19 protein-coding genes are annotated in these 22299 nt (G+C 67.5%); 8 read left to right on the top strand and 11 right to left on the bottom strand.

Annotation, left to right across the window (positions count from 1 at the left end):
- Positions 1 to 105: 105 nt before the first annotated feature.
- The 4 genes from AC3ISA_RS08650 to folE all read right to left on the bottom strand — a co-directional run bounded on the left by AC3ISA_RS08650 (position 106) and on the right by folE (position 7180).
- On the bottom strand, positions 106 to 3471 hold the full coding sequence (locus AC3ISA_RS08650) for a hybrid sensor histidine kinase/response regulator (protein WP_489177562.1): 3366 nt from the start codon (positions 3469 to 3471) through the stop codon (positions 106 to 108).
- Positions 3472 to 3562: 91 nt separating this feature from the next.
- Positions 3563 to 5236 (bottom strand): MFS transporter, encoded by a 1674-nt coding sequence (locus AC3ISA_RS08655; protein WP_489177563.1) that lies wholly within the window; start codon positions 5234 to 5236, stop codon positions 3563 to 3565.
- 137 nt (positions 5237 to 5373) lie between these two features.
- Positions 5374 to 6531, bottom strand: a complete 1158-nt coding sequence (locus AC3ISA_RS08660) for an acyltransferase family protein (RefSeq protein ID WP_489177564.1) — start codon at positions 6529 to 6531, stop codon at positions 5374 to 5376.
- A gap of 64 nt (positions 6532 to 6595) precedes the next feature.
- Positions 6596 to 7180 (bottom strand): GTP cyclohydrolase I FolE, encoded by a 585-nt coding sequence (gene folE / locus AC3ISA_RS08665; RefSeq protein ID WP_489177565.1) that lies wholly within the window; start codon positions 7178 to 7180, stop codon positions 6596 to 6598.
- Between the two features lie 354 nt (positions 7181 to 7534).
- Between folE and AC3ISA_RS08670 the strand changes: the two genes are divergently transcribed.
- From AC3ISA_RS08670 to cckA, 6 genes are all read left to right on the top strand, one after another.
- The gene (locus AC3ISA_RS08670; RefSeq protein WP_489177566.1) at positions 7535 to 9034 is read left to right on the top strand and encodes an ATPase domain-containing protein; all 1500 of its coding nucleotides are present in this window, start codon (positions 7535 to 7537) and stop codon (positions 9032 to 9034) included.
- Positions 9031 to 10719, top strand: coding sequence for a response regulator (locus AC3ISA_RS08675; protein ID WP_489177567.1), 1689 nt, complete (start codon positions 9031 to 9033; stop codon positions 10717 to 10719). Before AC3ISA_RS08670 ends, AC3ISA_RS08675 begins: the two co-directional genes overlap by 4 nt.
- Before the next feature lie 85 nt (positions 10720 to 10804).
- Positions 10805 to 11068, top strand: a complete 264-nt coding sequence (fliQ, locus tag AC3ISA_RS08680; RefSeq protein ID WP_372691342.1) for a flagellar biosynthesis protein FliQ — start codon at positions 10805 to 10807, stop codon at positions 11066 to 11068.
- Positions 11068 to 11841, top strand: a complete 774-nt coding sequence (fliR, locus tag AC3ISA_RS08685) for a flagellar biosynthetic protein FliR (RefSeq protein ID WP_372691341.1) — start codon at positions 11068 to 11070, stop codon at positions 11839 to 11841. Before fliQ ends, fliR begins: the two co-directional genes overlap by 1 nt.
- Positions 11834 to 12910, top strand: a complete 1077-nt coding sequence (gene flhB / locus AC3ISA_RS08690; RefSeq protein WP_489177568.1) for a flagellar biosynthesis protein FlhB — start codon at positions 11834 to 11836, stop codon at positions 12908 to 12910. Before fliR ends, flhB begins: the two co-directional genes overlap by 8 nt.
- A gap of 51 nt (positions 12911 to 12961) precedes the next feature.
- On the top strand, positions 12962 to 15025 hold the full coding sequence (gene cckA / locus AC3ISA_RS08695) for a cell cycle histidine kinase CckA (protein WP_489177569.1): 2064 nt from the start codon (positions 12962 to 12964) through the stop codon (positions 15023 to 15025).
- 278 nt (positions 15026 to 15303) lie between these two features.
- On the opposite strand, the gene AC3ISA_RS08700 is transcribed toward cckA, so the two are convergent.
- From AC3ISA_RS08700 to chpT, 3 genes are all read right to left on the bottom strand, one after another.
- Entirely contained in the window at positions 15304 to 16119 is an 816-nt protein-coding gene (locus tag AC3ISA_RS08700; protein WP_428153781.1) for a CheR family methyltransferase, read from the bottom strand.
- Entirely contained in the window at positions 16116 to 16493 is a 378-nt protein-coding gene (locus tag AC3ISA_RS08705) for a response regulator (protein ID WP_017505646.1), read from the bottom strand. The genes AC3ISA_RS08700 and AC3ISA_RS08705 overlap by 4 nt, the downstream gene beginning before the upstream one ends.
- Positions 16494 to 16586: 93 nt before the next feature.
- Positions 16587 to 17258 (bottom strand): histidine phosphotransferase ChpT, encoded by a 672-nt coding sequence (chpT, locus tag AC3ISA_RS08710; protein ID WP_489177570.1) that lies wholly within the window; start codon positions 17256 to 17258, stop codon positions 16587 to 16589.
- Positions 17259 to 17353: 95 nt separating this feature from the next.
- On the opposite strand from chpT, the gene cysQ reads away from it, so the two are divergent.
- Positions 17354 to 18181, top strand: coding sequence for a 3'(2'),5'-bisphosphate nucleotidase CysQ (cysQ, locus tag AC3ISA_RS08715; protein WP_489177571.1), 828 nt, complete (start codon positions 17354 to 17356; stop codon positions 18179 to 18181).
- 4 nt (positions 18182 to 18185) lie between these two features.
- On the opposite strand, the gene AC3ISA_RS08720 is transcribed toward cysQ, so the two are convergent.
- From AC3ISA_RS08720 to AC3ISA_RS08730, 3 genes are all read right to left on the bottom strand, one after another.
- Positions 18186 to 19400 (bottom strand): hypothetical protein, encoded by a 1215-nt coding sequence (locus AC3ISA_RS08720; RefSeq protein ID WP_489177572.1) that lies wholly within the window; start codon positions 19398 to 19400, stop codon positions 18186 to 18188.
- A gap of 108 nt (positions 19401 to 19508) precedes the next feature.
- Positions 19509 to 19817, bottom strand: coding sequence for a hypothetical protein (locus AC3ISA_RS08725; RefSeq protein ID WP_489177573.1), 309 nt, complete (start codon positions 19815 to 19817; stop codon positions 19509 to 19511).
- A 73-nt stretch (positions 19818 to 19890) separates the two neighbouring features.
- Positions 19891 to 21522, bottom strand: a complete 1632-nt coding sequence (locus AC3ISA_RS08730; RefSeq protein ID WP_489177574.1) for a peptide chain release factor 3 — start codon at positions 21520 to 21522, stop codon at positions 19891 to 19893.
- A 176-nt stretch (positions 21523 to 21698) separates the two neighbouring features.
- Here AC3ISA_RS08730 and AC3ISA_RS08735 point away from each other — a divergent pair, with 176 nt between their 5' ends.
- Complete coding sequence (locus tag AC3ISA_RS08735) at positions 21699 to 21845, top strand: hypothetical protein (protein WP_346494474.1); 147 nt, start codon at positions 21699 to 21701, stop codon at positions 21843 to 21845.
- A gap of 19 nt (positions 21846 to 21864) precedes the next feature.
- Here AC3ISA_RS08735 and AC3ISA_RS08740 read toward each other — a convergent pair whose 3' ends face one another.
- The gene (locus tag AC3ISA_RS08740) at positions 21865 to 22239 is read right to left on the bottom strand and encodes a hypothetical protein (RefSeq protein WP_489177575.1); all 375 of its coding nucleotides are present in this window, start codon (positions 22237 to 22239) and stop codon (positions 21865 to 21867) included.
- Positions 22240 to 22299 lie beyond the last annotated feature (60 nt).

Below are 22299 nucleotides of genomic sequence, written 5' to 3' on the forward strand. Positions count from 1 at the left end.
GCACGGCTCCGTCGTGTTCGCTGTGATCCCGTCGTGACCGTTGTGATGAACCACTTTGTTTGAATACACTGATGAGTTGCCCGGCCAACTCAGTCGCCAAATGCCCTAGCTGGACAAGAAAGCCTTCAGCGCCGCCGGCTTGATGGGCTTGGGCAGCAGGACCGCGCCGGCCGTCGTCGCCTGTTCGTTCAAACCATCGCGGGTGTCGGCGGTGACCAGGGCGATACGGCGCACGCCGTGAGGCCGCAGCCAGTCGATGACGGCGAACCCTTCCGGCCCGTCGCCCAGATGCAGATCGACCACCGCGGCGTCGAACGGACCCTGAGCCGCCTTGGCCGCCGCGAGGTTGGCGGCCAGCGTCGGCCGCGCGCCCCAGCGGGTCAGAAGGGCGTTCAGCGCGTCCAGGATCACCGGCTCATTGTCCACGCACAGCACCCGCAGGCCTGCCAGCGGCAGACGCGCCTCGCGCACCGGCGCGACCTCGGGGATCACGTCGGCGGGGCTGCGCGGCACGGTGATGCGGAAGATCGTGCCGCGCCCGATGCGCGAGTTCAGCTCCAGCGGATGGTCCAGCAGGCTGGACAGCCGACGCACGATGGCCAGGCCCAGGCCCGCGCCCGGCTCGTCCACCGCGCCGGGCAAACGCACGAACTCGCCGAAGACGGTCTCGTGATCGGAATCGGGGATGCCGCGCCCGGTGTCGCAGACGAACAGCTGCAGCGTCTCGCCGTGCCGACGCGCCCCGACCAGCACCCGGCCTGTGTCCGTGTAGCGGATGGCGTTGGCCACCAGGTTCTGCAGCATGGACCGCAACAGGTCGCGGTCCGACGCCGCCCACAGGCGGCTGGGCATGATGGTCAGGCGCAGGCCCTTGGCCTCGGCCACAGGTGCGAACTCGCGGCGCAACTCGTCGAACAGGCCGCCCAGCGACAGTTTGGTCACATTGGTCCGCACCCCGCCGGCCTCCAGCTTGGACAGGTTCAGCAGGGCGGTCAGCAGGCGGTGGGCGCTGTCGATGGCGCGGTCGGCGTTGACGGCCAGGGTGCGGCTGGTCGGCTCGGCCAGGGCCGGCTCCTCCTTCAGGGCGGCGATAAACAGGCGGGCGGCGTGCAGCGGTTGCAGCAGGTCGTGGCTGGCGGCGGCAAGGAACCGGGTCTTGGACGCCGTGGCGTCTTCAGCCACGCGCCGGGCCTCGTCCAGCCGGGCGGTCCGGTCGGCGACGCGCGCCTCCAGCCGTTCGTTGGCCTCTTCCAGCTCTCGCGCCGCGCGGCGCAGGGCGGTGATGTCGGTATAGCTGGTCGCATAGCCGCCGCCGGGAATGGGCGCGCCCGAGGATCGCAACACCCGGCCGTCGGGCTGCTGGCGTTCGTGGTCGTGGGGGATGCGGCGGCTCAGCGCCTCCAGCCGGCGTTCGACCCAGGCCTCAATGTCGTCGGGGCTCTCGCCGCGCTCGGCGTTCAGGCGATAGATGTTGGCGATGGGCAGGCCGACGTGGACGAAGCCGACGGGCAGGTCGAACATGGAGACATAGCGCCGGTTCCAGGCGGTGACGCGCAGATCTTCGTCAACCACGATCACGCCCTGGTCGATGTTGTCGAGCGTGGTCTGCAACAGGTCGCGGTTGAACTGAACGGCTTGCGACGCCTCGTCCAGCATCCGCACCACGTCCTCAGGCGCACGCCCGACGCCTGCCAGCGCTGCGGCGATGACCCGCCGGGCCGAGGCCGCGCCGATGGCGCCGGCCAGCATCCGCTCGGCCGCGCGGGCCAGGGCCGCATCGGCCGGATCGGCGTCGCGCAGCCGGGTGTCGGTCTCGCGTCCCCAGGCGGAGAAGGCGCGCTCGGCCCGCTCGTCGCCGATGAAGCGGGCGACGAGGGCGCGCAGGTCGCCGACCGAGGCGCCCGACGGCGAGGGCTTGGCCTCCATCCAGTCCGGCCCCAGACGATCGACGAAGGCGCGGGCCTGGACCCGGTCGATCAGCCGGGGCTGGGCAAAGCGCGACACGCCGATATAGGCCGCCAGGTTCAGCGCCAGGCTGACGAACACCCCCAGGGCCAACGGATCCCTGACGCCCAGCATGACGTGCAGGTGCCAGGGGGCGCCCGGGGACAGCTGGGGCAGGGCCAGCATGACGATCCAGACGACCATCCCGACCGTCATCCCCGCCAGCGCCCCGTGCGCATGGCCACCGCGCCACAACACCGCGCCGAACAGGGCGGGCGCCAGCTGGGCCATGGCGGCGAAGGACACCAGGCCCATGGCGGCCAGGCCGCGCGACTGATCCGTCGCCTGATAATAGAGCCAGGCCAGCAGCAGCACCGCGACGATGGCCCCGCGTCGCACCTGAAGAATGGTCCCCGCCATGTCCGAGGCGTCGCCCCGCACCCGCCAGCGGTCGCGCGCCAGGAAGGGCAGGATCAGGCTGTTGGACACCATGGCCGACAGGGCCACGGCCTCGACGATGACCATGGCGGTGGCGGCCGAGAAACCGCCGACGAAGACAAGCGCTGTCAGCATCGTCTCGCCGCGCCCGAACGGCAGGGCCAGCACCAGCAGGTCGGGGTTCACCGCCGGCGCGAACAGGGCGCCCGCCGCCACCAGCGGCAGGACCGCCAGGCTGGTCAGCAGCAGATAGAGGGGAAAGATCCAGCGCGCCCGCTTCACGTCCGACGGCTGGGCGCCCTCGACGAAGGCGACGTGGAACTGGCGCGGCAGGCAGAAGATGGCCAGGGTCGAGAGCAGGGTGATGGCGGTGAAGCGCGGCGTGACCTCGGGTGGGGAGGCAAGGGCGCCCAGACCTTCGATGATGCGCGGCGGCGAGCCTTCGTTGAGCAGCAGGACCAGGGCGAAGACAGCGACGAACAAGAGGGCGCCCAGCTTGACCATCGACTCCAGACCGATGGCCTGGATCAGGCCGCGATTGTGCTCGGTCAAATCGGGACGGCGCGCCCCGAACAGGATGGCGAAGAAGGCCAGCACCCCCGCCAGCACCAGCACCGTCAGCCGCTCGGACCCCGCCACCGGCGTGCCGGCGGTCAGAAGGGCGCCGGCCATCGACAGCGACTTCAGCTGAAGCGCGATATAGGGCAGCGACCCCAGGATGGCGACGACCGTGACGGCCGCGCCCAGGGTCTGGCTCTTGCCGTAACGCGAGGCCACGAAGTCGGCCATCGAGCCGACGTTCTCGCGCCGGGCGGCGGCGGCGATGCGCCGCCACAGCGGGAACAGCAGCGTCAGGCCGATCACCGGGCCGATGTAGATGGGCAGATACTCCCACCCGTCCCGCGCCGCCGTGCCGACCGCGCCATAGTAGGTCCAGGACGTGCAGTAGATGGCCAGGGACAGGGCGTAGACCGACGGCCCCAACCCCTTGCCGCGCGCCCGCGCCGCCGGCCGTTCCTGATGCCAGGCGACGGCGAACAGCACCGCCATATAGGCGGCGACCAGGCCGAGGATCGTCAGGCTGAACATGGGGGCATCTGAACCGGGCAGGGGGTGTTTCACAAGCGAAAGGCGGGCCGTCTCGCGACGACCCGCCCCTCATTCGCGCCTGAAAGCAGGATCAGGCGTTCAGATCGACGTCCTTGCCTTCCTTGACCAGCAGGAAGCCTAGCACGACCGTCGCGAGCGCCACGATGATCGGGTACCAGAGACCGGAGTAGATGTTGCCGGTCGCCGCCACGATGGCGAAGGCGGTCGTCGGCAGGAAGCCGCCGAACCAGCCGTTGCCGATGTGATAAGGCAAGGACATGGAGGTGTAGCGGATATTGGTCGGGAACATCTCGACCAGGGCCGCCGCGATCGGTCCGTAGACCATGGTCACGTAGAAGCCGAGGATGAACAGGATCAACACCACCATCGGCTTGTTGACCAGGGCGCTGTCGGCCTTGGCCGGATAGCCGGCGGCGGTCAGGGCCTCGCCCAGTCCGGCGTCCCAGGTCTTCTTCTGGGCGGCGAAGTCGGCGGTGGTCATGGCGTCGCCGCGGAAGCTGGGGACCACGGCCTGATCGCCGATGCGGACCTCGGCGACGGTGCCTGCCGGCGCCGCAACGTTGGTATAGGTCACGCCGGCCTTGGCCAGATAGGATTTGGCCACGTCGCAGGAGTGGTTGAACACCGTCTTGCCGACGGGATCAAACTGCAGATTACAGTCGGCCGGGTCGGCATAGACCGTCACCGGCGCAGAAGCAGCGGCGGCGGCGAGACGCGGGTTGGCGGCCTGGGTCAGGGCGTTGAACAGCGGGAAATAGGTCAGGGCCGCGATCAGGCAGCCGGCCAGAATGATCGGTTTTCTGCCCACCTTGTCCGACAGCCAGCCCCAGAAGATGAAGAATGGCGAGGCGGCCAGAAGCGCGATGGTCAGCAGGATATAGACCAGGGTCGCGTCGACCTTCATGACCCGTTCCAGGAAGAACAGGGCGTAGAACTGGCCAGTGTACCAGATGACGGCCTGGCCGGCGGTGAGGCCGATCAGGGCGATCAACACGATCTTCAGGTTGGGCCATTTGCCGAAGCTGTCCTTCAGCGGGGTCTTGGAGCCCTTGCCCTCGGCCTTCATCTTCTTGAACGACGGGCTTTCGGCCAGCTTCAGACGAATCCACAGGGAGACGCCCAGCAGCAGGATCGAGACCAGGAACGGAATGCGCCAGCCCCAGGAGGCGAAGGCTTCCTCGCCCACGGCGAGACGGACGCCCAGGATGACGACCAGGCTGAGCACCAGGCCGGCGGTGGCCGTGATCTGGATGAAGGAGGTGTAGAAGCCGCGCTTGCCGCGCGGGGCGTGCTCGGCGACGTAGGTGGCGGCGCCGCCGTATTCGCCGCCCAGGGCCAGGCCCTGGATCAGGCGCATCAGCACCAGGATGATCGGCGCAGCGATACCGATGACCGCATAGGGCGGCAACAGGCCGACGACGAAGGTCGATAGGCCCATCAGCAGCATGGTGACGAGGAAGGTGTTCTTGCGTCCCCAAAGGTCGCCCAGCCGCCCGAAGACGATGGCGCCGAAGGGCCGCACCGCGAACCCGGCTGCAAAGGCCATCAGGGCGAAGATGTAGCCGGTCGTCTCGTTGACGCCCGAGAAGAACTGGACGGTGATGATCGCCGCCAGCGAGCCGTAAAGATAGAAGTCGTACCATTCGATGACGGTGCCGACCGATGAGGCGAGGATAACCAGGCGATCGCTGCGATCGACGGTGTGTTCCTCTTCCCCAGACGCAATTGGAGCGTCGCTCGCCATATCCATTTCCTCCCAAGTCGCCGTTATCGGCCGTTCTGCGCATCCCTGCGGATACGTGGACGCCGACATTGACCGAGAGGGAGGCGGCTGGAGAGAGCGACTTTGGTCGAGGATCGTCGGTCGCCAAAGCCGCCAGGTCAGCCGTCGAGCGAGATGACCGGCCCCAGTTTGGGTTGGGCCTGGCCGCGACGGGCGCTGCGACGCTTCAGCCAGCCCCGGATGCGGGTCTGGATCGGATTGTCGATCAGGAAGTGGAAGGCGAAGGCGAAGCCGACGGCCGCCGCGACGCCCAGGCCCCACAGACCCCATTGGACGGCGACGGGCAGGGAGATGCGGGCCTCCACGGCGTTGACGACGCCGAACCAGACGATGCGGATCACCTCGTTGGAGATGAACATGGAGAAGGAGACCATGGCGGCCATCTCGACCAGTTTGGAGGGCTTCTTCACCGGCACGGCGCCGGCGGCCAGGATGATGATCGAGATCAGGGTCAGGGCGGCCAGGGCGTGCTTGTCGTGAAGCTGAAGGGCGAAGAAGCCGACGGCGGCCAGGACGCCGGCCCAGCCGGCCAGACGCGGCGCGATCCACACCTTCTGGGCGAACCAGGCCAGGCACATGCCCAGAAAGAACAGCGGCAGTGCGCGCACGATGCCGTAGCGCATGGGCATCTGATAGACAGGATAGCCCAGGAATTGCCAGCAGAGCTGGTTGGCGACCAGATAGACGCCGACGCCGACCGCCAGGGCCGACCACGGACCCAGCCGCATCAGGCCGCGAATGATCCAGGGGAAGGCCAGGTAGCAGCCGATCAGGGCCGAGATCGACCAGGTCGGGGCGTTCCAGCCCAGACCGCCGTATACGCCATAGGACTGAAGCAACAGCAGTTGGGCGGGCAGCTGGTCCCACGCGAACCATTCGGGATTGCGGGGCGGGGCGCCGGCGGCCGTGGCCAGCAGAACGAACCCGACCAGAGACAGGCCCATGATCAGGTGGGCGGGCACGACGCGCAGGAACCGCTTCAGGAAGAAGTCGCCCGGCGACATCCGGCCCTTGTCCACCGCCGCGCCATAGACGCGCATCAGCACATAGCCGCTGTCGATCAGGAAGAAGTTGGTCAGCAGGAAGCCGCCGCGTTCGAAGATCGGATTGATCATGTGCGCCAGGGGCACGGGACCGGCCGCCTGGAAGTGATGCAGGATGATCAGGAAGGCCACGATGAAACGCAAAGCGTCCAGCCAGCCGCCGCGCGCGATCTGAACTGTTTCATTGCGGGTCGAAATCAGGGACCAGGGCATCGTCAGCGCCTCCTTTGGTCGGTTCGTCGCAAGAGATGCGCCAGTTCGCGCGATTGGGGAAATCCTAGCCTCGGACCAGTCGCAGGAACTCTTCGCGGGTGCGGGGGTCGTCGCGGACGACGCCGATCAGGTGGCTGGTCGACAGGCTGGCGCCCGGCGCATTGACGCCGCGCAGGGTCATGCAGCTGTGCTCGGCCTCGATGACGACGCCGACGCCGTGGGGGCGCAGGACGGTCTGGATGGCCTCGGCGATCTCGGAGGTCATCTTCTCCTGGATCTGCAAGCGGCGGGCGAAGCCGCGCACGACGCGGGCCAGTTTGGAGATGCCGACGACGCGGTCGGTCGGCAGATAGGCGACATGCGCCTTGCCCACGACCGGCAGCATGTGGTGCTCGCAGAAGCTGACGAAGCGGATGTCCTTCAGCACGACCAGCTGGTCGTAGCCGCCCGTCTCCTCGAAGGTCTTCTCCAGATAGGAGAGGGGATCGACCTCATAGCCCTCGAACAGTTCGCGATAGCTGCGGGCGACGCGGGCCGGGGTCTCCAGCAGGCCTTCGCGGTCGGGATCGTCGCCCGCCCATTCGATCAGGGTGCGGACGGCGGCTTCGGCGTCGGCCTGGGAGACTTTGGGTGTGTGGGCGTCTGTCATGGGGCCTACATAGCGGGGCGGTTACGGGAAGGGGAGGGGCTGTGTCGACCCTTTACGAAGCGCGGCCGTTTTCAGACCTTGGCCCCGAAACTTGACCCCGAAAAACACCGTCTGAATGGTGCACTTCGTCTCAAATCCAGACGAAGCCGCGCAAAAAACACCGTCTGAATAGTGCACTTCGTCTGAAATCCGAGGCGGTTCAGGTCCGGCCGAATGGTCAAGTCGGGATACGGATGGCCACCTTCAAGGCCTGTCGCGAGACTTTCGGAGCCGGGGCACGGCTGCGCGACAAACGCCGCTTGTAACCTTCTGCATTTCCGTGCGTTACGGCTCAGCTACAGGCGAGAGGACGGCATGACGGACGGCGAGACCAAGCAAGACCAGGCCGCCTTCGGGATCGCCGGACTGGACGACATTCTGGCCGGGGGGCTGGAGCGGGACAGACTGTTCCTGCTGGAAGGCAATCCGGGCACCGGCAAGACGACCGCCGCCATGAAGTTCCTGATGACCGGGGCGTCGCTGGGCGAGATCACGCTCTACATCACCCTGTCCGAGACGGAAGAAGAGCTGCGCGCCACCGCCCTGTCACACGGATGGTCGCTGGACGGCATCGAACTGTTCGAACTGGTGCCGCCGGAAAGCCTGCTGGACGAACAGCAACAGCAGAGCCTGCTCTATTCCTCCGACCTGGAACTGGGCGAGACCAGCCGGATGATCCTGGAGGCGGTCGAGCGGCTTCAGCCCCAGCGGGTGGTGATCGACAGCCTGTCGGAAATCCGGCTGTTGGCCCAAGGGTCGCTGCGCTATCGCCGTCAGGTGCTGGCGCTGAAACACTATTTCGCCAAGCGCGGCGTGACGGTGCTGATGCTGGACGACCTGACGACCGACGCCAACGACAAGACGGTTCACAGCGTCGCGCACGGCGTGATCCAACTACAGGAACTGGTGCCGGAATACGGGGCCGAGCGTCGCCGCGTGCGGGTGATGAAATATCGCGGGCGACGGTTCCGCGGCGGCTATCACGACTTCACCATCAAGACCGGCGGGCTGGAGGTCTATCCGCGCATCGTGGCGTCGGAGCACCGCACCCAGTTCAAGCGCGAGCCCATGTCCAGCGGCGTGGCGGGTCTGGACGCCCTGTTGGGCGGCGGGGTGGAGCGCGGGTCGAGCGCCCTGATCCTGGGGCCGGCGGGGACCGGCAAATCGCTGTTCGCCGTGAACTTCGTGACGGCGGCGATCGCACGCGGCGAGAAGGCCGCCATGTTCGTCTTCGATGAGGAACTGGGTCTGCTGTTCGCGCGGATGCGTCAGATGGGTATCGATCTGGAGGCGCTGGAGGACCAAGGGTCGCTGGTCGTGGAACAGGTGGACGCTGCCGAACTGGCGCCGGGCGAGTTCGCCGCGCGGGTTCGAGATTGCGTCGCCGAGCAGGACATCAAGACCGTCGTGATCGACAGCCTGAACGGCTATCAGGCGGCCATGCCGCAGGAGCAGTTCCTGGTGCTGCACATCCACGAGCTGCTGCAATATCTGAACCGCCAGGGCGCCACGACCTATCTGACCGTGGCCCAGCATGGGCTGGTCGGAGACATGAAGGCGCCGGTGGATGTGACCTATCTGGCCGATACCGTGGTGCTGCTGCGCTATTTCGAGGCGGCGGGTCTGGTGAGGCGTGCGATCTCGGTGATCAAGAAGCGCGCCGGCGGCCACGAGAAGACCATCCGCGAGTTCGACATCGGCGCAGGCGGCCTGACGGTCGGTGAGCCGCTGTATGGCTTCCAGGGCGTGCTGCGCGGCGTGCCAAACTTCGTGGCCCAGGACGGCGAAGGCCTGATGGGCGATCCGTCCGCATGAGCCGCGGCGGGGAGCTCTCCGAACGCGCCCTGGTCCTGGCGCCCGTCGGACGCGATGCGGGCGTCGCCGCCCAGATCCTGATGGAGGCGGGCACGGTGGCGCAGGTCTGCGACACGCTGGACGATCTTCTGACGCGGATGATCGAGGGCGCGGCCCTGGCGGTGGTGGTCGAGGAGGTGCTGATCAACACCGACCTCAACGCCTTGTCGGCCTGGATCGAGGGGCAGCCGTCCTGGTCGGATTTTCCCTTCCTGGTGCTGAACCGGCGCGGCGGCAGCGTCGAGCGCAATCCGGCGGCGCGTCGTCTGTCGGTGACGCTGGGCAATGTCAGTTTTCTGGAACGGCCGTTTCACCCGACGACCCTGGTCAGCGCCGTCGATACGGCCTTGCGGGGCCGCAAGCGGCAATATGAGGCGCGCGAGCGGATCGCCGAGATTCAGCGCGCGGAGGCCCTGCTGGAACGCCGGGTCGCCGACCGCACGGCCCAACTGGAAGACGCCAACCGCGAGCTGGCCGCCCAGATCCTCGAACGCGAAAAAGCCGAGACGGCCCTGCGTCAGGCGCAGCGGCTGGAGGCCGTCGGCCAGCTGACCAGCGGCGTGGCGCACGACTTCAACAACCTGCTGACCGTCGTCCTGGGCAATGTCGATCAGTTGAGAAAGAACGAGACCGATCCCAAGGTCCTGCGGCGGCTGGACATGATGCGCGAGGCCTCGCAGCGCGGGGCGCGGCTGACGGCGCAGATGCTGGCCTTTTCGCGTCGCCAGAAGCTGGAGCCGCGGGCCGTCGATCTGAACGAGACGGTGCGCAGCATGGGCGACATGCTGCAAAGCGCCATCGGCGGCAGCGTGCAGATTCAGCCGCCGCAACTGGCCCCCGACCTGTGGCCGGCGATGATCGATCCGACGCAGATCGAACTGGTCATCCTGAACCTGGCCATCAATGCGCGCGACGCGATGGAGGTCGGCGGGTCGCTGACCATCCGCACCGAGAACGCCGCGACCGCCGCCCAGACCGGCGTCCTGGGGCAGCCGGAAGAGCTTCCGGCCGGCGACTATGTGGTGGTGTCGGTCAGCGACACCGGCTCGGGCATGACCGACGATGTGCTGTCGCGCGCGTTCGAACCTTTCTTCACCACCAAGGAGGTCGGCAAGGGGTCGGGTCTGGGGCTGAGCCAGGTGTTCGGCCTGGCCAAACAATCCGGCGGTGGGGTCAGTATCGACACCGAGGTCGGCACGGGCACGACGATCCGCATCTTCCTGCCCCGCGCCGACGCCGCGCCGATGCAGGAGCGGGAGGCGAGCGGCGAACTGCTGGCGGCCCACGATGCGGGCCTGGTCGTCCTGGTGGTCGATGACGACGAGGCGGTGAGGAACGTGACCGCAGGCTACCTCAGCGACTTGGGCTATGACGTCATCGAGGCCGACAGCGGCGGGGCGGCGCTGGAGAGCTTGAACCATAACGTCCGGATCGACGCCATGGTGCTGGACTTCGCCATGCCGGGTATGAACGGCGGCGAGCTGGCGAAGGAGTTGAAGGCGCGTCGCCCATTCGCGCCGATCCTGTTCGCCACCGGATATGCCGACGCGGAAGCTCTGATCGACGTGGGCGAAGACCTGATCGTGCGCAAGCCGTTCACCCAGGCAGAACTGGCGCGCAAGCTGTCGCGCACCCTGGCGGCCTGATCCGCGTCGAATCCGCGTTTGGTTAGCGGCCTGTTAACCATCCTGTCGGCATTTTCTGCCCAGTATCTCTGGGGAGCGTGAGCCGATGAACGGCGCGGAAGTTCTGGACGTCGGGCGTGACGCCATCTGGCTGACGATACAGCTGTGCCTGCCGGTCCTGATCGTGGGCCTGGTGGTCGGCGTGGTGATCGGCCTGTTCCAGGCCCTGACGCAGATCCAGGAACAGACCCTGATCTATGCGCCCAAGATCATCGCCATCTTCATCAGCCTGATCCTGTTCCTGCCGCTGATGGGCGCCCTGTTGGGCGGCTTCATGCGCCAGATCGCGGCCCGCATCGCGGGGATGTAGTGGAGGCTTATGCGACCGCCGATCAGGTCTGGGCCGGGGGATTGATCTTCGCCCGGATCGCGGCGATCCTGATGTTGATCCCCGGTTTCGGCGAGGCCTATGTGCCGCCGCGCGTGCGGCTGTCGCTGGCCCTGGTCATCAGCCTGGCGCTGTGGCCCGTGGTGCGCGGATCGCTGCCGGGCCTGCCCGACAGCGTGGGGCTGATGGCCGGATGGATCATCCGCGAGGTGGTCGTGGGCCTGATGATCGGCCTGTTGCTGCGCATGTTCATGACGGCCCTGTCGACGGCGGGCGAGATCGTGTCGTTGCAGACGACCCTGAGCTTTTCGCAGACCGCCAACCCGATGCAGGCCATGCCGGGCACGACCATCGCCGCCTTCCTGACCCTGCTGGGGGTGACGCTGCTGTTCGCCACCGACACGCATCACCTGTTCATCGCCGGCATGGTGGGATCCTATCGCCTGATCTCGCCGGCCCAGCCGCTGGTGATGGCGGACTTCACCCAGATGGCGGTGCGCACCCTGGGCGACAGCTTCATGCTGGGAATCCAGCTGTCCGCGCCGGTGCTGGTGTTCGCCCTGATCTTCAACCTGGCGTCCGGCCTGGTGGCGCGGGTCATGCCGTCGTTCCAGGTCTATTTCGCCGCCGCGCCCTTGAGCGTCATCCTGGGCCTGTCGATCTTCGCGCTGAGCCTTGGGGCGCTGGGCACCATCTTCATCGACCGCTACCGCCGCCTGGCGGAGTATTTCGTGTTTGGAGGCCCTGGTGGCTGAAGGCGCGGATCCCGAGTCGAAAACCGAAGAGGCGACCCCGCGAAAGCTTGAGGACGCCCGAAAGAAGGGCGATGCGGCCAAGTCGCCCGACGTCGCCCAGGTGCTGTCGCTGGCGGGTGCGGCGGCGGTGATCCTGATGGGCGGAAGCTGGTTCGCCTCGTCCATCGCCGAACAGATGCTGCCGTTCATCGCCGCTCCGCACGAGATGCTGGGCACGCTGAACTCGGGCGCCGGCAACCAGATCATGGTGCGGGCGGTCTGGGCCATGGCGCCCTTCCTGGGTGCGGTCATGCTGGCGACCATACTGGGCGGCGTGGGGGGCAATCTGGCGCAGTCGGGCCTGATCTTCACCGCCGAGAAGCTGAAGCCGAAATGGTCGGCCGTCAGTCCGCTGCAGGGGTTCAAGCGGATCTTCGGACCCGACGGACTGATGCAGTTCGTCCAGACCTTCCTGAAGCTGATCGCCGTGTGCGTGGTCTGCTGGATGGTGCTGAAGCCCCATGTGCGCGAGTTCGAGAACATGGTGTCCATGAGCCCGCTGGCGATCCTGCCGCTGGCGCGCGACATGGCGGTGTCGCTGTTCTTCGCCTCGATCCTGCTGCTGGCCGCGACCGCAGGCGCCGACTTCATCTGGCAGAAGATGCGCTTCGCCAAGCGGATGAGGATGACCAAGGAAGAGCTGAAGGAAGACTTCAAACAGTCCGAGGGCGACCCCCACATCAAGGCCAAGCTGAAGCAGATCCGCATGCAGCGCGGCCGCCAGCGGATGATGGCCAATGTGCCCACGGCCACCGTCATCGTGACCAACCCGACCCACTATGCGGTCGCCCTTCGCTATGAGCCGGATCAGGGCGACGGCGCGCCGATCTGCGTGGCCAAGGGCGTCGATGCGCTGGCGCTGCGCATCCGCGAAGTGGCGACCGAACACGGGGTGCCGATCGTGGAGAACGTGCCGCTGGCGCGCGCGCTCTACGCCACGGTCGAGGTGGACGAGATCATTCCGCGCGAGCATTTCGACGCCGCGGCCAAGATCATCGGCTTCGTCTTCCAGTCCAGAAAGCGTCGGTAAGAGTGCGTCAGGATTTGAGCGTATGATCTGGCCACTGATTCGCGAGGCTGCATGACGTCCACCCGACGCCCTTCGTTCGATCTGCTGTCGGCCGTGATGGCGTTCGGCGTGGTGGCGGCTATCGCCGCCCTGGCCTATCCGGCGTTTCGCGACAATCCGACCTCGGCGCCGGGGCTGGTGCTGATCCTGACGGTAGGGATGATCGCGCTGATCGGCCTGTTCGGTTTCCGTCGTGCCGCCAACGCCAAGCCGAGCATCGACGCCGCCATCGAGGTGCTGGAGGCCATGGCCGAGCCGGCCGCCCTGGTGTGGGATTCAGGACAGATACTGGCCTTCAACGCCGCCTGGGCCGAGGCCAACGGAGCGACGGGCGCCCTGCCGCGTGGCAAGTCGGCCCAGGCCCTCTACATGGCCTTCGCCCAGGCGCGCAAAGGCGAGCCGGGCCGCGCCATCGTCATGATCGGCGCGCGCGAGATCGAGGTCGTGATCGGCCAGGTTGGCGACAGCAGGACGGGGGAGGGCCGGTTCCTGATGCGCGCGGCGCCCGACGCGGTCCTGCCCATCGCCTCGGCGCCCGTCCATGCGCCCGCCGCCGCGACCGGCGAGGCCCGCGCCATGGCGGCCGGCGCGCCGTTCGGTTCGGCCGTCATCGGCGGCGACGACCTGTTTTCCGGCCGGGCGGAAGACGCCAATCCGGCGCTGGCGGTTCTGACCGGGCCGGGCGCGGCGCGCGATGCGGCCTTCGGCCATCTGTTCGATCCGGGCGGCGTCGCCGAGGCGCGGCTGAAGCTGGCGGCCGGGTCTTCGGGTCCCATCGAGCTGATCGCGCGCGCCTATCCCGACAAGATGCTGCATCTGTATGCAGCGCCCGAGGGCGACAAGCGGCGCATCTGGCTGTTCGACGTGTCGGGCCAGAAGTCGATGGAGCTTCAGCTCAACCAGGCCCAGAAGATGCAGGCCGTGGGCCAGTTGGCCGGGGGCGTGGCGCACGACTTCAACAACCTGCTGACCGCGATCCAGCTTCAGCTGTCGGGCCTGCTGGAACGGCACCCGGTGGGCGATCCCTCGTACGAGGGGCTGAACGAGATCCGCCAGACGGCCATTCGCGCGGCCGATCTGGTCAGGAAGCTGCTGGCTTTCTCGCGCAAATCGACCGTTCGCCGCGAGCGGCTGGACCTGGGCGAACTGGTCGGCGAGTTCGCCATCCTGTTGCGTCGTCTGCTGCGCGAAGACGTGCGGCTGGAGACGGACTACGGCCGCGACCTGCCGGTGGTGCTGGCCGACAAGTCGCAGCTGGAGACGGCGGTGATGAACCTGGCCGTCAATGCGCGCGACGCCATGCGCGGCGTGGTCGAGCCGGGCGCAGGCGTCGTCACCATCGCCACGCGTCGCCTGACGGGCGACGAGGCGCGGGCCCTGGGCTGGGTCGATGCGCCGACGGACGAGGTGGCCCTGATCGAGGTGTCGGACACCGGCCCCGGCGTGCCGCCCGAACTGGCGGACAAGATCTTCGAGCCCTTCTTCACCACCAAGGCGGTGAACGAGGGCACGGGCATGGGCCTGGCCACCGTATACGGCATCGCCCAGCAGGCGGGCGGCCATATCACCGTCAGCAATATCGAGGGGCCAGACTCCAAGACAATGGGAGCCGCGTTCCGCATCTTCCTGCCGGCGGCGGGCGAGGCGGAATTGGCCGAGGTTCTGCCGGTCGAGGTCAAGGTCAAGACGCCGCGCGACCTGTCGGGCGCCGGCCGCATCCTGTTCGTCGAGGACGAGGACGCCGTGCGCGGCATCGCCGCCCGCCTGTTGCGTCAGCGTGGCTATGAGGTGATCGAGGCCGCCGACGGCGAGGAAGCCCTGCTGCTGGCCGAGGAGCACGCGGGCCAGATCGACATGATGATCTCGGACGTCATCATGCCGGGTCTGGACGGACCGTCATTGCTGAAAAAGGCGCGGCAGTATCTGGGCGATGCGCCGGTGATGTTCATCTCGGGCTATGCCGAGAGCGACTTCTCGGACCTGTTGCAGGACGAGGTCGGGGTGTCCTTCCTGCCCAAGCCACTGGACATCAAGACTTTGGCGGAGCGGGTGAAGCAGGAACTGCACGCGGGCTAGAGCCATCGGCGCTTGAGTTGATGGGGGCCTGGGAGGGGTTCATCACAACGGGCGCGACGAGGTCACGGCGAACACGACGAGACCGAATACGCGTCGGCTCCTTTCAACTTCATGTCCAGGCCGTTGATCGATCTGCGGCTTCGCCGCCGCAGGCCATCAAGACGTTCCGAACCGGACACGGCTCCGTCGTGTTCGCCGTGACCTCGTCGTGATCGCTGTGACGAACCTTTTCTGAGTTATGCTGATGCGTTGGTCGGTCTGACTCAGCCGCCGAATGTTCAGGCGGCGCGTCGAAGCGCCGAGGGCGCCTTCACGTACAGGCCGCGGCGGCCGTTGACGGCGCGGAAGGCGACGGTCTCGCCCTCCAGCTTTTCGTCCGCGCCCAGGAACAGGCAGCCGTCATCGACAAGGCGGCGTTCCAGCCCGTCCAGCAGGCGAGCGCGCCGCGTCGGCTCCATGTCGGACAGGACGTTGCGGCAGAAGATGACGTCGAACCGCGCGTCGTCGGTCGGTTCGTCCAGCAGGTTGGCGCGGCCGAAACGCACGGCGTCGGCCAGCTCGGCCTTGACGATCCACTGGTCGTCCATCGGTTCGAACCAGCGCAGCATGGTCTTGGCCGTCAGGCCGCGCTGGATCTCGAAGCCGGTATAGAGGCCCGAGCGCGCCTTTTCGATCGCGCGCGCCGACAGGTCGGTGGCGACCAGATCGACATCGACCCCGACCTCCATCGCGGTCATGGCGATGGACCAGGCTTCTTGCCCTGTCGAGCAGCCGGCCGACCAGACCTTGATCCGACCATCGGGCCGCGCCTTGGACAGGGCCGGCAGCAGTTCGGTTTCCAGGATGCGGAAGGGGGTGCGGTCGCGACGGAACCAGGTCTCGGCGTTCAGCAGGGCTTCGATCACCGACCAGGCCAGGGAGGCGACCGGATTGGCCCACAGGTTCGACAGCAGGGCCTCGACATTGGCATAGCCCTCGCGCCGCGCGATCGGTCCCAGCCGGTGTTCGGCCAGGTGGATGCGATCCCGCGACAGCCGGTAGCCGGCGCGGGTGGCGAGAAGGGACTGCAGCTTGTCGAAGTCCTCTGGGGTCATGCGGCGATCGCTCCGACCTCCGTCAGCTTGGATTGCAGAATCTCGCCGTCGAAAGGCTTCATGACATAGTCGTCGGCGCCGGCGGCCAAAGCTTCAGCGATCCGCTCGGGGCGGGTCTCGATCGTGCAGAACAGCACCTTGGGTTGCTTGCCGCCCGGCATGGCGCGCAGACGACGCAGGAAGGTGATGCCGTCCATCACGGGCATGTTCCAGTCCACCAGCAGCACGTCGGGCATGGCGCCGGTGCAATAGGCCAGGGCCTCGGAGCCGTCCGCGGCCTCATCGACCTCATAGCCCAGGCCCTCGACGATGCGGCGCGCAACCTTGCGGATGATGCGGCTGTCGTCGACGATCAGGCAGGTTCGGAAGTCCAAGATCGATCCCTCAAAGACACGGCGGCTTTCGCCCGAGGCGCATGGACCCTTTTTATCTCAGACGCCAGTTAATGAGTCGTTGGGACTTGGAAATCAGGCGGGCATTCGGGCGATCAGGGAGACCTTGCCGTCTTCAACCTTGACGCGTAACGCCCCGCCGGCCTCTTTGATGGTCAGCCACAGCCAGTAGGGTTGGATCCATTGCCCCGCCAGACCCTCGGTCAGGCGTTCGCCGGCCAGGCCGACAACGGCTTCGGGCTTCAGCCGGGCGCGGGCGCCCTCGGCATACCCTTCCAGATAGAGCAGGCCGTCTTCGGTGCGGGACTGGATCACGGCGACGCCGCCCATCGGCAGGGCGCCGACCGTCAGATAGGCCAGGTTGGTCAGGGCGCGGGCCTGGGGCTTTGAAAACTCGCCGTCGGCGATGCGCCAGTCCAGCGAGGCGCGGCCGCCCTGGACCATGTTCGACACCAGGCCTTCGATCTCGCGCGCCGTGAACCGTTCGCTGGTGGTGGCGGCGCCGAAGGCGACGCGGGCGAAATGCACCAGGGCGACCATCTTGCGCGCGCTCTGTTCGATCAGGGCCAGGGCGTCGTCGCGCATGTCCTGAGCCGTCGGATCCTGCATCAGGTCCAGGCCGGAAACGATGGCGCCCGATGGGCTGATGAAGTCATGGCACAGCTTGGCCGCGATGTAGGTGGCCAGCTCCGTCCCATCGACGGGAAGGTCCAGCGGAGCGGCGTCTGCGTCGTGGGTCGGGGTCATAGGTCTGGCGCGCTCAGGTCACAGTTCGTGTCGCGCGCGAAGTTGGAGTGATTTGCCGGTTCATGGAACCGCCCGGATGGTCTATCGACCCGCCAATGACGACCTCCTCCACAACTGTTCTGGCGCGCGATCTGAAGTCCGGCGCGCTTTCCCTGGCCATCGCCGAGATCGCGGAGGAGGCCGCGCGGCTGATCCTGCCCTATTGGCGCGCAGGCACGGCGGTCGAGACCAAGTCCGACGACAGCCCGGTGACCCAGGCCGACCGCGCGGCCGAGGCCCTGATCCTGGAACGGCTGGCGGCCCTGTATCCCGGCGTCCAGACGGTGGCGGAAGAGGCGGTCTCGACGAACGGCGCCCCCGCCAGCGCCGAGGACTGGTTCTGGCTGATCGATCCGCTGGACGGCACGCGCGGCTTCGTGCGCGGGGGCGAGGCGTTTACGGTCAATATCGCCCTGATTCATAAAGGTTACCCTGTCGCGGGCGTGGTGACGGCGCCGGCGACGGCGACGACCTGGCGCACCGACAAGCCCGAAGGCGGCGCCTTCCGGCGTCAGTTCGGCGCCCTTCAGGCCGGCGAGGCCCATGCGGGCGAGGACTGGCGGCCGATCCGGGTGCGTGACCGCCCTCAAGAGGGCATGGCCCTGCTCAGCCACAGCGTCACTGACGAGGAAGCGACGCGTCTGGCCGCCCGTCATGGCTGCTCGCGCTGGCAGGGGACGGATTCGTCGCTGAAATTCTGCCTGATCGCCGAGGGGCGGTTCGACGCCTATCCGCGCACCGGCCCGACCTCGGAGTGGGACACCGCAGCGGGTCAGGCCGTGCTGGAAGCCGCCGGCGGCCGCGTGCTGGCCGACGATGGTCAGCGTCTGGCCTATGGCAAGACGAAGTTCCTGAACGGCGCCTTCGTCGCCATGGGCGGCTGAGGCCCTAGGCGTTCAGCAGGGCCTCGGCGCGGTCGGCCAAGGCCTCGACGCCCAGTTCGCGCGCGGTCATGGCGGCCTCGGCCAGGATCAGGCCGAGATCGGCCGGGGCCGTGCCGCCCAGACGATGGCGGGCCCGCATGATCTCGGCCATGCCGATCTGATCGGCGGCCCAGTCCAGCGGCGTGGCCTGCGACATCCGTGCGCGCAGGCGGGTCTCCAGCGTCATCAGGGCCGTCGTGTCCTTGACCGCTTCGGCCAGGGCGACCTCTCGCGTGATGCGACGTTCGCGGACCAGGGCGCCGATGATCAGTGCGCCGCCTTGCGTCAGGCTTTCGGCCTGGTTCAGCAGCATCAGAGGCTGGGCGTCGTCGCCGGCGCGCAGAACCTGAATGGCAGACCAGTCCAGCGGGCTGTGGTCGGGCGTGAACTGATCGGCGGCGGCGTCGAACATGATCCGGCCCTGGGCGCGGGCCTCCTCGTGACCGGCGATGGCGGCCAGCGCCGACAGGCCCGCGCCGCACAGGGCCAGGGCGCGGGCGCGTGTCAGGGGGCGATGATCCGGCGAGGCGGTCTCGACCAGTGCGCCCAGGTCCCGGCCGGCCTGATCCAGCAAGCGCACGTCGCGCTGAACCACGCCCATCTCCAGCGACAGGGCCGCCCGATCCATCCGCAGGTCCATGTCGTGCGTGTCGTCGCTGTGCACCGCTGCGTCCATCAGCACGGCGGCGTCGGACAGGCTGGCGACATCGCCGGTCAACCGGGCGGTGCGGACCTTGAGCCGGGCGTGCAGCGCAGCCACGCCCGCCGCGATGCGTCGGCTGCGCGGGCGACCGACGGCCGCAAGGGTGGCCAGCGCCCGATCCAGTCGCGCGGGATCGCCGCACAGGTCGAAACGCAGCATCAGCACCGCCGCCTTGTCCATCGCGGCCAGGGCGACCTGATCCTCGCCCACAGCCGTGCGCGCCAGGCTGTCGGCGCAGCGTTCGGCGCGCTCCAGACTGTCGGAAGCGCCGCCGCGCCGGGCATGCTCACGCCACAGGGCGCATGCGCGGTGCTCGGTTTCGAAGGGGCGGGCGCAGGACACGCGGCCTGAATCGATCGTTTCGCGCCGCGCCTCGGCCTGCAACAGGTCCGCGCCGATCAGCTCGACCCAGCCCAAGTCTTCGCTCTCACGCGCCTGGGCGAAGAGTTTTCGAAGATCACGGCCGAATTCGAACATGCGCTGAACCTCAGTTATCCCGCTTCGGGACGCAGACTGCGTCTCTCGGGGCGTTCAGTGCAAACGCAGCGCCGCGAAAGCGGTTCGACTTGGCCTTATGCGGACAATCTAGTCGAGGTTCGGCGTCTTCTGCTGACAGCGTTGCAGGGCAGCCCTGGCCTCGGGCGCGTCGCCGTTCAGCAGCCGCACGGCCGCGATCCGCGCCCGCGTCTGATCGGCCTCGGCAGCCGGCGCAGCCTTGCCCGCCGCCGTCGCCGCCTGCATCGCCGCCAGCGACCAATACAGAGCCGCATCATACAGCCGCCGCCCCTGCACGCTCTCGCCGCCTTCCAGCTCGGACGCCGCCTGGGTCAGCCCCGCACAGCGCACAGCCTCGTTATACGAGACCAGCCCCACGGACGGGGCGGTCTGCAGCATAAAGACAGCGCTGGAAAGGGCGAGCAGAGACGACATCAGGAGACCATGACGCAGTCGCGTGACCAAAGGAAGATCAGCCGCGCTCCTTTGTCTTGGTGAAGGCGATCTTGGGGAAGCGTTCGCCGACGTAGCCGGTTTCCCAGCTGGATTTGGCCAGGAAGACGGGGGCCTGGTCGATGTCTCGGGCCATCTGCGGGCGGTATTTGCCCGAGAAGTCCTCGATGTCCGCGTCCGATCCGTTGACCCAGCGCGCCTCGGCGTAGGGGGACGGTTCGAAGATGACGTCCAGGCCGTATTCCTCGCCCAGGCGGTCGGCCATGACCTCGAATTGAAGCTGGCCCACGGCGCCGACGATGAAGTCCGAGCCGATCTCGGGACGGAACAACTGGGTCACGCCTTCCTCGGCCAGACCTTCCAGCGCCTTCTTCAGGTGTTTGGCCTTCAGCGGATCCTTGACCCGCACGCGTTGCAGGATTTCGGGCGCGAAGTTGGGCAGGCCGGCGAAGCGGACCACGCCGCTCTCCGACAGGCTATCGCCAACACGCAGCACACCGTGGTTGGGAATGCCGATCACGTCGCCGGCGAAGGCGTCGTCGGCCAGCTCCCGGTCCGAGGCGAAGAACATGATCGGCGCATTGACCGACAGGGACTTGCCTGTGTTCTGCACCTTCAGCTTCATGCCGCGCTTGAAGGCGCCCGAGGCCATGCGGAACATGGCGATCCGGTCGCGGTGGTTGGGGTCCATGTTGGCCTGGACCTTGAAGACAAAGCCGGTGACCTCGTTCGCGCCCGGTTCGACCACCGTCTCGACGGGGGCGGGGGCGTTGCGGGTCTCGGGCGGAGACTCCTTTTTGGCCTTCATTGTCTTGGGCGCGGGCGCCCAGTCGCCGATGGCCTTCAGCAGTTCGTCGATGCCGAAGTGGCGCAGGGCCGAACCCCACAGTACGGGCGTCATGTGGCCCTCCAGGAAGGCCTGGCGGTCAAAGGCGGGATAGCCGCCCTCGACCAGTTCGACGGCCTCGGCCAGATTATCCTGCTCGCCGGCCTCGAAATATTGCGCCGCCTGGTCCAGCGGCAGGGCGGCGGGGTGATCCGGGTCTTCGGCCGAGCCGGCGATCTTGCGGGTATAGGGCTGGAACCGGCCGGTCCCGACCTCGACCATGCCGCGCAGGCGGTTGCCGCTCTCGGCCGGCCACCAGATCGGGGCGGGGTCCAGCTGAAGGCGCGACGCGATGTCGTCCAGCAGGGTCATCGGGTCCTGGGCCTCGCGGTCCAGCTTGTTGATGAAGGTGATGATCGGGATGTCGCGCAGGCGGCACACCTCGAACAGCTTCAGCGTCTGCGGCTCGATCCCCTTGGCGGCGTCCAGCACCATGATGGCGCAGTCGGCGGCGGTCAGGGTGCGATAGGTGTCTTCAGAAAAGTCCTCGTGCCCCGGCGTATCGAGCAGGTTGAACATCTTGCCGTCGTGCTCGAACGTCATGACCGAGGCGCTGACGGAAATCCCGCGCTCCTTCTCGATCTTCATCCAGTCCGAACGCGTGCGCCGGTTCTCGCCGCGCGCCCGCACGGCCCCGGCCGCGCGGATGGCGCCGCCCGCCAGCAGGATATGCTCGGTCAGGGTCGTCTTGCCCGCATCCGGGTGGGCGATGATGGCGAAGGTCCGGCGGCGCGCCGCTTCTTCAGGCAGGGTCAGTGAGGACATGGCGCGCGACTAGCGCGGACACGCTTCAAAGTCACGGAATTGCACCATATCAAATAACCCCTCGCCATCAGGGGATATTGGAGTCATGCTCTCTTCTGGAGGAGACGATCAGGCCGTCAGAGTCCGACGCTCCCCTCCCGGATTTATCCGGGATCATTAGGGAAAGGACAAAGACGATGGCTGTCATCCATCCTCAAGACCGTATCGCCCACACGCATCGCGAACATGCGCCCCTCCATCCGGCCCTGGGGCTGGCGGTCGGGTTCGGCTTTATCGTGGTCGTGGCGACGCTGGTCCACGTGGTGTTCAACGCGGTCTTCTGACTGCGTTTTCGGGCCGCGATCAGGCGGCCAGGCGGTTCCAGACGGCGCGGTCGGCGGAGACTGCGTCGAGGCGACGGCCCTTGGCCTGAAGCTGGTGCATGACCTGCTCGGGCAGGGCGCAGAAGCGCGGCTCGACCAGGTCGGGGTTGCAGGCGGGGGCCGGGGCGGCGAACAGGGCGGCGTTCACGTCCGGGCTGCGCTGGGCGATCAGCCAGGCCAGGCGGCGCGCACGTTCGGGATCGTTGCGATGCAGCAGCGGATCCTCGGCGAACAGTTCGCAGCCCAGTTCGAGCACATAGTCGAACTCCAGCTTCTCGAACCGGCGCGTGTCGGCGGGCGTGACCGGGCAGGCCTCGTCCAGGTCGAACACGACATCGTTCAAAAGAAACAGCATGGGCGATACGCTCGACTGGCCGGACGCGAGTTCGTCCGTAAGCTCACAATAGGCGCCGCC

The organism is Brevundimonas sp. KH_058 (genome assembly GCF_057838505.1).

Bases quoted from the DNA above. Each gene is read 5' to 3' on its own strand.
- folE (WP_489177565.1), bottom strand. From the start codon at position 7,180: ATGACAGACGCCCACACACCCAAAGTCTCCCAGGCCGACGCCGAAGCC.
- AC3ISA_RS08670 (WP_489177566.1), top strand. From the start codon at position 7,535: ATGACGGACGGCGAGACCAAGCAAGACCAGGCCGCCTTCGGGATCGCC.
- AC3ISA_RS08660 (WP_489177564.1), bottom strand. From the start codon at position 6,531: ATGCCCTGGTCCCTGATTTCGACCCGCAATGAAACAGTTCAGATCGCG.
- AC3ISA_RS08730 (WP_489177574.1), bottom strand. From the start codon at position 21,522: ATGTCCTCACTGACCCTGCCTGAAGAAGCGGCGCGCCGCCGGACCTTC.
- AC3ISA_RS08720 (WP_489177572.1), bottom strand. From the start codon at position 19,400: ATGTTCGAATTCGGCCGTGATCTTCGAAAACTCTTCGCCCAGGCGCGT.
- AC3ISA_RS08650 (WP_489177562.1), bottom strand. From the start codon at position 3,471: ATGTTCAGCCTGACGATCCTCGGCCTGGTCGCCGCCTATATGGCGGTG.
- AC3ISA_RS08675 (WP_489177567.1), top strand. From the start codon at position 9,031: ATGAGCCGCGGCGGGGAGCTCTCCGAACGCGCCCTGGTCCTGGCGCCC.
- AC3ISA_RS08655 (WP_489177563.1), bottom strand. From the start codon at position 5,236: ATGGCGAGCGACGCTCCAATTGCGTCTGGGGAAGAGGAACACACCGTC.
- AC3ISA_RS08700 (WP_428153781.1), bottom strand. From the start codon at position 16,119: ATGACCCCAGAGGACTTCGACAAGCTGCAGTCCCTTCTCGCCACCCGC.
- cysQ (WP_489177571.1), top strand. From the start codon at position 17,354: ATGACGACCTCCTCCACAACTGTTCTGGCGCGCGATCTGAAGTCCGGC.
- AC3ISA_RS08740 (WP_489177575.1), bottom strand. From the start codon at position 22,239: ATGCTGTTTCTTTTGAACGATGTCGTGTTCGACCTGGACGAGGCCTGC.
- fliQ (WP_372691342.1), top strand. From the start codon at position 10,805: ATGAACGGCGCGGAAGTTCTGGACGTCGGGCGTGACGCCATCTGGCTG.
- AC3ISA_RS08735 (WP_346494474.1), top strand. From the start codon at position 21,699: ATGGCTGTCATCCATCCTCAAGACCGTATCGCCCACACGCATCGCGAA.
- cckA (WP_489177569.1), top strand. From the start codon at position 12,962: ATGACGTCCACCCGACGCCCTTCGTTCGATCTGCTGTCGGCCGTGATG.
- AC3ISA_RS08725 (WP_489177573.1), bottom strand. From the start codon at position 19,817: ATGCTGCAGACCGCCCCGTCCGTGGGGCTGGTCTCGTATAACGAGGCT.
- chpT (WP_489177570.1), bottom strand. From the start codon at position 17,258: ATGACCCCGACCCACGACGCAGACGCCGCTCCGCTGGACCTTCCCGTC.